Here is a 10,179-nt window from a genome sequence, read left to right as displayed (position 1 = left end):
CACCATCTGAGCACCGCCATACTGGTCAGTTCCGTGCCGTTGTCGCTGACAATCGTTCTGGGGCGTCCGCGTCGGGCCATGATCGCTGACAGCTCTCGTGTGACCCGCAGCCCCGAAAGCGACGTGTCCGCGACCAATGCCAGGCATTCTCGGCTGAAGTCGTCCACGATGGCCAGAACCCGGAACCTGCGTCCATCTGTAAAGGCGTCCGAGACGAAATCCAGGCTCCAGCGCTCGTTGGGCCGTTCAGGAACCAGCATCGGCCTGCGTGTCCCGAGCGCCCGTTTGCGACCGCCGCGCCTCCTCACCTGCAGCTTCTCCTCGCGGTAGAGCCGCCTCAGCTTCTTCAGGTTCACCTGCCAGCCTTGTCGTGTCAGCATCACATGCACGCGCCGATAGCCGAACCGACGGCGCTCGGCCGCCACAGTCTTCATCGCCTTGCGCAGATCAGAATCGTCCGGGCGCGCGCTTTGATAGCGCACGCTCGAACGATCCGCGCCGACAACTGAACACGCCCGCCGCTGGCTCACCTGGTGCGCTTCGCACAGATGCGCCACGGCTTCCCGCCTGGCCGCGGGCGTCACCATTTTTTTGATGCAACGTCTCGCAGCATCGCGTTGTCCAGCATCTGCTCGGCCAACAGCTTCTTCAGCTTTGTGTTTTCGTCCTCAAGCGCCTTCAGCTTCCGGGCATCCGACACTTCGAGCCCGCCAAACTTCGCTTTCCATTTGTAGAACGTGGCCGAGCTGATCCCGTGCTCACGGCACACATCCGCCGTCGCCAGGCCGCTCTCCTGCTGCTTCAGGATCGCGATGATCTGCTCTTCGCTGTGAACCGCCCCGGGTTTCCGAGAGGGTAAAACTCTCAGAGGATGACCGTTATGGAATCGAAGAAGAAGCACACCCCGACATACACGGCCGAGTTCCGCGAGCNGGCATCCGACACTTCGAGCCCGCCAAACTTCGCTTTCCATTTGTAGAACGTGGCCGAGCTGATCCCGTGCTCACGGCACACATCCGCCGTCGCCAGGCCGCTCTCCTGCTGCTTCAGGATCGCGATGATCTGCTCTTCGCTGAACCGTGATCTCTTCATTCCATCCGTCTCCTTCGTTGGGACGGACTCTACCTCAAAATAGAAGAGGAAACGGGGCTCAGGTCAATCTCCGGTCACGCCTCCCGGCGCTCCCTCATTACTGGTAACGATAAGGAGCGCCGGGCCGGTTCAAATCTTGAACCGTTCGATGGCGTCGCTGAGTTGTTCGAGCGTGTAGCCTTCCCTCAGATAGACTTCCTGCGTCACGCCTGACCGGGCGTGGCCAACGATGCACTGGATGATCGGCTCTGAAACGTTCGCTTGCCCAAGCCGCGTTACGACCGTGTGCCGTAGGCTGTGGAAGACAAGGCCCGGCTGCTTGATGCCCAGCTTGGGCAAGAAACTCTCATTGCACCAGCGGCCCAAGTTGCGGCCATAGCCGCCATTGGCGCTGTAGCTGTAGTCTGGGAACAGGCGTGTGCCGTTTCTGCGACTGTCCACGAAGTCGAGAAAGCCAAGGCGGATCAACTCGGAATGCAGCGGCACCTTGCGCCGTCCTGCTTTCGATTTGACGCTCTTGGTGTCGTCGCCTTCGTCGGTGATGTTCAGAAACCAAGTCGCGCCGTCCTGCTTCACATCGGCAATGTCGAGTTGGCAAATCTCGTTCAGACGCGCCCCGGTGAACATGCCCAAGAGCATTCCCCACTTGTGGCTGTCTTTGCGCACCAGCCCGGACGGATTTTCCGTCAACTCGGTATAGATCAACCGCGCCTGATCCGGTGTGAAGGGCTTGCGCTCACTCTCGCTGGCCTTGTCCTTCCGCACCTTCATACCTTCAAAGAGCGTGTGCGGCGCATGTCCGTGCCGTTCCGCCCAGTCGAAGAACATCTTGAACATCTGGATATGGCTGTTGATCGTCTTGGCCGCGATCTTCTTGTGCCCCGGTTGTTTGATGACCTGCATCAACGGCATGGCCTTCAACTTGGGCTTGGTGTTCCTGCTGGCTAGTAGTGCTTGCAACACCTTCTTGACCTCGCTCGCATCCTGCTTGGTGATCGTGGCAAGCAGTCGATCCGGGCCAAAGTATTCGACAAGGATGTTCAGGTAAGCCCGGTTCTGGCCGATGGTCTTGCCAGCCCATTGGCGGGAATGCTCAGCGATGAAATCATCGACCGCCGCGCCCAAGGGCGATGAGGCTGGCAGAGCGGGCGCAGGAGCGGCAGGAGCGATGGCCGGGGCATCGTCATAGGAATAATGCTCAAGGCGCTCAGCGGCTTCCAGAACGGCTCTGAGCAAGTCCCGGCGGCCCTTGCGGAGTTCGCTTTGCATCATGGGCTGGCTGGCTTGCCAGTCCTGCGCCGTCAGGCCCGACTTTCTCAGGAACGGCTGGACGGGAAGGTACTGGTCGCTCTCCATCTCCATGTCGAGATAGCTTTCATGGTCCAGCATCTCGCACCGAACGTCTTCCAAGGCGTTCTTCGACAAACCGCGCCGGTCCAGCCAGTCAAGGTACTGGTCCAGTTGCGCCTTGAAGTAGGCTTGCACCTTCTCGCGTATCTCGGTTTGCCTCAGTCCCGCCAATGCATTGTTCTCGCGCAGTATTCGCCCGCAGGATGCAAGATGGCGGGCCAAATCACCAGCCCGATCCGGGCAACGTGTCCGCAGGGAGATGCGAACCGTGGTCCGCTTTCCCTCTTGGGAAGGAGGGATAGGCCAACGGAAGTAGTAAATCCCGTGTCTTGAGGGGCTTAGATAGGATGACAGCATCATAGGGCGTGTGTCCCACTTTGTGTCACACCCGACCGTTCAGCCGCTAACCATATGATTTAGAATGAAATGGAGGCGAGTACCGGAATCGAACCGGTGTAGACGGATTTGCAATCCGCTGCGTAACCACTCCGCCAACTCGCCATCCGGGTGATGGCATGGACGTATATGATTGCCGCGGAGCGTGCAAGTGGCCGACGCGCTTTTCGCGTGGCAGACGTTGCCGTGCCCAAGGTTCTGTGCCACAACTGGCGGGCAGGATTCTGAACCCGGAAGTTTAGCCGATGCCAGATTATACCGCCCGTCGCACGCAGATGGTCGACACGCAGGTCCGTCCCGCGGAAGTGACGAAATTCCCGATCATCGATGCCATGCTGGCCGTCCCGCGCGAGGTCTTCGTGCCCCGCAGCATGCGCGAGGCGGCCTACATGGACGGCAACATCGACCTGGGCGGCAATCGCGTGGTGCTGGCGCCGAGGACGCTGGCCAAGATGCTGGACGCTCTCGATATTCGCGGCGACGAACTGGTTCTCGATGTCGGCTGCGCGCTGGGCTATTCGTCCGCGGTGATGGCGCGCATGGCCGAGGCCGTCGTCGGCGTCGAGCAAGACTCGGACATGGCCGCCGAGGCCCAGGGCCTTCTGGCCGACAACGATGCCGACAACGTCGTCGTCCACCAGGGACCGCTGACCGAAGGGGCAGCCAAGCACGGCCCCTATGACGTCATCGTCGTCGAGGGCGCGGTGGAGGACCTGCCCGACGCGCTGACCGGGCAGCTCAAGGAGGGCGGACGCATCGCCTGCCTGTTCGCCCAGGACCGCCACCTTGGCGCGGTGCGAATCGGTTACCTTTTCGACGGACACATCTCTTGGCGGTTTGCCTTCAACGCCGATGCACCGGTGCTGCCGGGTTTCGAGCGCAGGAAGGTTTTCGCGCTCTGACGCCCGGTCGGGCCAGGATTGAACGGGAGCGAGCTGTGACAGTATCGGGCATGACAGGGCGTCTGGCGGGGATCCTTCTTTGGGCGGCCGCGGGCGCGGCGGTGCCGATGTCGGGTGCCGCCGAAACGCTTGGCCGGGCGCTGGCCGACGCCTACGAGAACAGCGGGCTCCTGGAGCAGAACCGCGCGCTGCTGCGCGCCGCGGACGAGGACGTGGCCCAGACCGTGTCGCGGTTGCGCCCGATCGTCGACTGGTCCGCCGATGTCACGCATACCGCCAGTCGTCGGCGTGCCGGCACCCCCGTGACGATCGAAAGCCATTCGACCGATCTCAACCTCGGGCTGAGTGCCAGCCTGCTGCTTTACGATTTCGGCGCGACCGACCTGCAGATCGAGGCGGCCAAGGAAAACGTCCTGGCCACCCGTCAGGCATTGGTCGGCGTCGAACAGCAGGTTCTGCTGCGCGCCGTCGAGGCGTTCATGAACGTGCGCCGCACGAGCGAGGTGGTCGCGCTGCGCCGCAACAACCTGAACCTGATCCGCGAACAGCTGCGCGCGGCGCGCGACCGGTTCGAGGTGGGCGAGGTCACGCGCACCGACGTGTCGCAGGCCGAGGCGCGGCTCGCGGCCGCGCAAAGCGGGCTGGCGGCGGCCGAGGGTGATCTTGCCCGCGCGAAGGAGGAGTTCACCGCCGCCGTGGGCCGGCGCCCGGGCGGGCTCGTGCCGCCGCGCCGGATGCCCGACATCGGCGGCTCGGTCGAGGACGCCAAGGCACGCGCGATGCAGCGCCACCCGGACATGCGCCGCGCGCGGCGCGACGTGACCGTGGCAGAGCTCAACGTGCGCGTCGCCGAGGCCGCGCGGCGCCCCACGATCAACCTGACCGGCCGCATCGGGGCAGGCGAGGAACTGGGCGGCTCGGACTTCTCGCGCACCGGCAGCATCGGCATACAGGCGACCGGCCCCATCTACCGCGGTGGGCGGCTGTCATCGCTCACCCGGCAGGCGATGGCGCGGCGCGATGCGGCGCGCGGATCACTTCACGACACGCGCCTGCGCATCGCGCGCAATGTCGGCAACGCCTACGCGTCGCTGCGCGCGACGCGCGCCGGGATCGAGGCCAGCCGCGAGGCGGTCCGCGCCGCCCGGGTGGCGTTCCGCGGCGTGCGCGAGGAGGCGAACCTTGGCGCCCGCACGACACTTGACGTGCTCGACGCCGAGCAGGAATTGCTCAACGCCCGCGCGGACCTGATCTCGGCGGAGGCCGACCTCTATATCGCGGCATATGCCGTGCTCGCGGCGACCGGTCAGCTCACGGCACGTGACCTCAACCTTGATGTGCAGCTCTACGACGCGGCGGCCTATTACAACCTGGTGAAGGACGCGCCGTTGCCCAGCAGCGAACAGGGCCGCAAGCTCGACCGCGTGCTGCGGGCGCTCGGAAAACAGTAAAAGCTGCCGTTTCGGTTGTGTGCTCGACGCGCCGCGGGTAAACTGCGCAGAGGCGAGAGTGGTGCAATAACATGTCTGATCCTGTAACCAATGCGGAAATCGAGGATGTCCTGTCCTCAATCCGTCGGCTGGTATCTTCGGAAGACCGGGACCCGCGCCGCGAGTCGGATGCCGAACAGCCGGATGACACGACAGGCGAGAGCGGCGAAACTGGCGGTGCCGGCGCCGCGGCCGCGGATGGCGCGGCCGACCGGCTTGTCCTGACGCCCTCGCAACGGGTGAACGACGTGGATGCCGGTGATCCCGACCCGTCGGAAACCGGCGACACGGGGGCACTGGCGGCCACGGACGCGCTGGATACCGGCGATGCTGCGACGGAGCCGGGCGAGACTGAGGAACAGCCTTTCTTCCATCATCACCGGTCGGCGCCGCCGTGGCATGCGGGGGGCTTGCATCCCGAAGGTGACGATGCGGCGGATACCCCCGCGCCGGTTTCTGACGCGGCCGGGTCCGCCGGTGGCGCGCATGACGCGGCGGCCGTGCTCAGGGCGCGGGTGGCCGAGTTCGAGGCGATCATCGCGGCACAGAACGAACAGTGGGAGCCCGACGGCACCTCCGACGACGCCTATGCCGGCGGCCCGACCGAGGCGCTTCCGTGGGAGGATTACGTGCCCGGCGCGGACAGCGCGGGCACGTACGACGAGGCCGAGGCGCCGGCCGACGCATCCGACGAGCCTGGCGGGGATGCGGCGTCAGAAGCCGAAGTCGAGGCAGAGGCCCCGGCCGCGCCCAGGGTGGAGACCGAACCGGAAAACGCCCACGCCGACGATCACGCCGACATGGGTGCGGACGACGACGAAACGTCGGACAACTGGGTGGCCGATCAGCAGGATGCGGTGCTGGACGAGGACGCGTTGCGTGAACTGGTCAGCCAGATCGTCCGCGAAGAGCTTCAGGGGACGCTGGGCGAACGGATCACCCGCAACGTGCGCAAGCTCGTGCGGCGCGAAATCCACCGCGCGCTGGCCAGCCAGGAACTGGAGTAGCGCACCGGGCCCGCCCGTGGCCGGAGGTCAACCGGACGGTCCGGCCAGCGAAACCAGCCGGTCGAGGTCCATGTATGCTTCCAGGTGCGCGGCCAGCGCATCGAGCGTCGCCTCGACAGAGGTGTCATAGCAAAGGTCGGACTGCGCGCCCAGCCGCGACAGGTAGGCCGCGCGGAACCTGTCGGACCCGAACAGCCCGTGCAGGTAACACCCGCGCACCCGCCCGTCGGGAGAGGCCGCACCCTCTGCCCGGCCGTCCACATCGAGCCATGCGTGCGCGCTGTCGGGGCCGGTCGTCTCGCCGAGGTGGATCTCGTAGCCCTGGACGGTGTCGCCCGTGGGCCTGTAGACGGCCTGTGTCAACGCCAGCCGTTTCGCGGGGCGCATCACCGTGCGCACATCCAGCAACCCCAGCCCGTCGACCCGCCCCGGCGGCCCCTCCAGGCCCTCGGGGTCGGCGATCTCGCGGCCCAGCATCTGGTAGCCGCCGCAAACGCCCAGAACATTGCCGCCACGGCGCAGGTGGGCCTGCAGGTCGATATCCCAGCCCTGCGCCCGGAAATGCGCGAGGTCGGAAATGGTCGCCTTCGAGCCGGGGATAAGCACCAGGTCGGCGTCGCCGGGCAGTGCGCGGCCGGGCTCGACGATGTCAACGCTGACGCCCGGCTCGCTGGCCAGCGGGTCGAGATCGTCGAAGTTGGCGATCCGCTGCAACCGCGGCACGGCCACCTTGAAGGGGCCGCCGGGCGTCGAGCGGATGTCGATCACGTCCTCCGCGGGCAGGCGCCATGCGTCCTCGAACCATGACACCACGCCGACCGACGGCCAGCCGGTGCGCGCGGTGATCTCGGCCAGCCCGCTGTCGAACAGGCGGGTATCGCCGCGGAACTTGTTGATCGCGAAGGCCCGGATGCGCCCGGCGTCGGCCGGCGGCAGGATCGTCTGCGTGCCCACGATCTGCGCGATCACGCCGCCGCGGTCGATGTCGCCCACCAGCACGACCGGCAGACCGGCGGCTTCGGCAAAGCCCATGTTGGCGATGTCGCCCGCACGCAGGTTGATTTCCGCCGGGCTGCCCGCGCCCTCGACCACGACCATGTCGGCTGTCGCGGCAAGGCGGCGGAAACTTTCCAGCGCCGGGGCCAGCAACTGGGGCTTGGCCCTGGCGTAATCGGCCGCGCGGAGGGTGGCGAAGCGTTGGCCCTGAACGATCACCTGGGCGCCCGTGTCCGTCTCGGGCTTGAGGAGCACGGGGTTCATGTCGGTGTGCGGTGCGCGCCCCGCCGCGCGCGCCTGCAACGCCTGCGCGCGGCCGATCTCGCCGCCGTCCTCGGTCACGGCGGCGTTGTTGGACATGTTCTGCGGCTTGAAGGGCGCCACGGACAGGCCGCGCCGCGTCAGCGCCCGTGCAAGCCCGGCCACCAGCATCGACTTGCCCACGTTGGAGCCCGCCCCCTGGATCATGATCGCGCGCGTCATCGCCATCCCCTTGCCATTCGCGCCGTGATACAAAGGCCGCCGTCGCGGGGAAAGCCATGAACACGCCTGCGCACCTGATTTTCGCCGCCGCGGCGCCTGCCCGGCCGCACGGCCCCCGCGGCACGCTGGCGGCGGTTCAGTCCTCGGCCGCGATGATCCGGGCCGTCGCCCTTGTCGCCCGGTGGGCTGTCCGGGCAGAAAAGGAAAAGCCCCGCCGGACGGGCAGGGCTCTTGCACGCGGTCTGCGCGGTTTCGTCAGGCGGCTTCGGCTTGCGCGGCCTGCGCGGCGTTGCGGCGCTCGCTTTCCTCGCGCGACAGCGCGACCGAGGTGCGCACTCCCTTGGCGACGAATTCCATCAGGCCCTCGACGACCCGCTCGTTGGGGTCGATGCCGGCGCACGACAGCACCTCGCGCCCGTCGCGCGAACGGGCCCAGCGGGCGATCTGGTCCGGGCCGTTGCCGTATTTCCGATCGTCGGAAATGGCATCGTCCAGCGCCGCCAGCACCACGGCGGCAAAGAGTTTGCGCGCACGGTTGCCCTGTTCGTTGCTGAAGGCAGTACCGTCAACGAAATCCGTCATGTTTCGTCCTTTGTTATTGCTCTTGTCTTTCCGGCGTGACGCTGTTTATGAAGAAATCCATACGATTCGGATAGAGCGCAAATGCATAGCTCACTTGCGTTCACGTCATGGCTTCTGCAGTTGCAGCACGATATTTCGTCGTCTTGCCCCGCCTTTGATCCCCATATATAGGGGGCATCAGGTTTTCATCAAGTTTCTGTCAGGGACGCCAGCATGCCGAAGATTGAAGGCAACCAGATCAAACCGGGCAACGTCCTGGAGCACAACGGCGGCCTGTGGACCGCCGTGAAGGTGGAGCACGTCAAGCCGGGCAAGGGTGGCGCCTTTGCCCAGGTCGAGTTGCGCAACCTGCGCAACGGCTCGAAGCTGAACGAACGCTTCCGCAGCGCCGACAAGGTCGAGCGCGTTCGCCTGGAGCAGCGCGACATGCAGTTCCTTTACGAGGACGATGGCCTGCTGCACTTCATGGACGCAGAGACTTTCGATCAGACCTCGCTGCCCGCGGAGATCCTCGGCGAGCGCCGCCCGCTGTTGCAGGACGGCATGACCATCACGGTGGAGTTCTACGAGAACGAGGCGCTCAACGCCACCCTGCCGCAGAAGATCACCTGCCGGGTGGCCGAGACCGAGCCTGTGGTAAAAGGGCAGACGGCGGCCAACAGTTTCAAGCCGGCAGTGCTGGACAACGGCGTGAAGGTGCAGGTTCCGCCCTTCGTCGGCCCGGACGAGGAAATCGTCATCAACACCGAGACGATGGAATACGCCGAGCGCGCCTGACGCGGGGCGCGCGGCCGTTTAGAACGGCACAACCCCGCCGACGCGCACGAAAAGGATGCGGTCCTCGGGCAGGCCGGCGGCGCGTGCGGCGGCGCGCACGCGGTCGTGGGTTTCGCGCCCCGTTTCGGTGCCCAGCGGATAGGTCCCCCAGTGCACGATCAGCGCGCGCCGCGCACCGAGGTCGCGCACGGCGGCGACGGCCTGTTCCGGCGTCATGTGCACATGCTTGTTGATCTGCCGCGGCCGGTAGCCGCCGACATTGAGCACCGCCAGGTCGATGGTGCCCGCCCGGGCCGCGCGCGCGAAATGCGGGCCGTAGCCGGTATCGCCGGACAGGAAGATCCGCTGGCTGCCGCCTTCGAGCATCCAGCCGCCCCACAGGCTGCGGTTGCGGTCGAAAAGGCCGCGGCCCGAGTCGTGCTGCGCGGGCATCAGCGTGGCGCGCACGCGCCCCAGGCGGCGGGTGTCGAACCAGTCCAGCTCCGCCACCCGGCAGCCCGGCCGCGTGCGGCGCGATGCGTGCAGCGGCATCAGGCAGGGCGTTTCCGGCCGGGCGAGCGTGCGGATCGTGCGCGGTTCGTAGTGGTCATAGTGGTTGTGTGTCACCAGCACCGCGTCAGGCCGGGCCAGGCTTGGTGGCGGGGCGGGCGGCGCGCTGGCCCGGATCGGGCCGAAGGGTGGCACGGGCGACACGATCCCCGCGCGGACCGGGTCGACCAGGATGACCTCGCCGGCCAGCCGGATGCGCAGGCTGGCATGGCCCAGCCACTGCACCGCGTCCCGCGGCGCCGAGTCCTGCCACATGGCATGTGCCGCTGCGGGTGACAGCGGGATGGCCCGCGCGCGCTCCAGCGGCCCGAGCGCCAGGCGCGACCGGTCAAGGATGAAACCCAGCGGGCCGGCGCTTTCGGCCGGGCCCGGGTTGGCGAAGCCCTTGGCGCGATGATGCGCCGGCGCCCCCGGTTCCGGCGGGCCGACGGCTGCGCAGGCGGCGGTCAGGGCCAGGGCACCCACCGACGCCAGCCGGGCGAGGCGCGCCAACGCGTATGTCGGTCGAAATGGATGGTTCACCCGCCCAGAACGGAACAGAACGTCGGCGAAATC

At 66.6% G+C, this 10,179-nt stretch carries 8 protein-coding genes, 1 tRNA gene and 2 pseudogenes; 4 read left to right on the top strand and 7 right to left on the bottom strand.

The genetic code is table 11. The features are described from left to right. From CEF10_RS00685 to CEF10_RS00670, 4 genes and pseudogenes are all read right to left on the bottom strand, one after another. A pseudogene (locus CEF10_RS00685) lies at positions 1-817 on the bottom strand (IS3 family transposase); the annotation flags it as partial. Between the two features lie 116 nt (positions 818-933). After that, positions 934-1,092 (bottom strand): annotated as a pseudogene (gene tnpA, locus CEF10_RS00680) (IS66 family insertion sequence element accessory protein TnpA); the annotation flags it as partial. Positions 1,093-1,221: 129 nt separating this feature from the next. Beyond that, positions 1,222-2,577 carry a tyrosine-type recombinase/integrase gene (locus CEF10_RS00675; RefSeq protein ID WP_232796356.1) on the bottom strand — a complete coding sequence of 452 codons (1,356 nt, stop codon included), beginning with the start codon at positions 2,575-2,577 and terminating at the stop codon, positions 1,222-1,224. A 292-nt stretch (positions 2,578-2,869) separates the two neighbouring features. Continuing rightward, positions 2,870-2,943 (bottom strand) — tRNA-Cys (locus CEF10_RS00670). Between the two features lie 140 nt (positions 2,944-3,083). Between CEF10_RS00670 and CEF10_RS00665 the strand changes: the two genes are divergently transcribed. The 3 genes from CEF10_RS00665 to CEF10_RS00655 all read left to right on the top strand — a co-directional run bounded on the left by CEF10_RS00665 (position 3,084) and on the right by CEF10_RS00655 (position 6,237). Next, a complete protein-coding gene (locus tag CEF10_RS00665) occupies positions 3,084-3,740 on the top strand; it encodes a protein-L-isoaspartate O-methyltransferase family protein (protein WP_101065441.1) in 657 nt (218 codons plus the stop codon). A gap of 50 nt (positions 3,741-3,790) precedes the next feature. Then, the gene (locus CEF10_RS00660) at positions 3,791-5,191 is read left to right on the top strand and encodes a TolC family outer membrane protein (RefSeq protein WP_101065440.1); all 1,401 of its coding nucleotides are present in this window, start codon (positions 3,791-3,793) and stop codon (positions 5,189-5,191) included. Positions 5,192-5,262: 71 nt separating this feature from the next. Next, complete coding sequence (locus tag CEF10_RS00655; RefSeq protein WP_101065439.1) at positions 5,263-6,237, top strand: hypothetical protein; 975 nt, start codon at positions 5,263-5,265, stop codon at positions 6,235-6,237. Positions 6,238-6,264: 27 nt separating this feature from the next. On the opposite strand, the gene CEF10_RS00650 is transcribed toward CEF10_RS00655, so the two are convergent. Together CEF10_RS00650 and CEF10_RS00645 are read right to left on the bottom strand one after the other, a co-directional pair. After that, positions 6,265-7,716, bottom strand: a complete 1,452-nt coding sequence (locus CEF10_RS00650) for a cobyric acid synthase (protein ID WP_101065984.1) — start codon at positions 7,714-7,716, stop codon at positions 6,265-6,267. Positions 7,717-7,971: 255 nt separating this feature from the next. Further along, entirely contained in the window at positions 7,972-8,298 is a 327-nt protein-coding gene (locus CEF10_RS00645) for a DUF6280 family protein (RefSeq protein WP_101065438.1), read from the bottom strand. A gap of 213 nt (positions 8,299-8,511) precedes the next feature. On the opposite strand from CEF10_RS00645, the gene efp reads away from it, so the two are divergent. Then, positions 8,512-9,075 (top strand): elongation factor P, encoded by a 564-nt coding sequence (efp, locus tag CEF10_RS00640; RefSeq protein WP_101065437.1) that lies wholly within the window; start codon positions 8,512-8,514, stop codon positions 9,073-9,075. Positions 9,076-9,093: 18 nt separating this feature from the next. Here the strand turns inward: efp and CEF10_RS00635 are convergent, their stop codons facing one another. Continuing rightward, positions 9,094-10,116 (bottom strand): MBL fold metallo-hydrolase, encoded by a 1,023-nt coding sequence (locus CEF10_RS00635; RefSeq protein WP_101065436.1) that lies wholly within the window; start codon positions 10,114-10,116, stop codon positions 9,094-9,096. Positions 10,117-10,179 lie beyond the last annotated feature (63 nt).

Source organism: Roseovarius salinarum, assembly GCF_002834145.1.
GTDB classification, from domain to species: Bacteria; Pseudomonadota; Alphaproteobacteria; order Rhodobacterales; family Rhodobacteraceae; genus Roseovarius; species Roseovarius salinarum.
The sequence above is the reverse complement of the archived record's forward strand: the minus strand, read 5'-3'. Positions and strand labels throughout refer to the sequence as shown.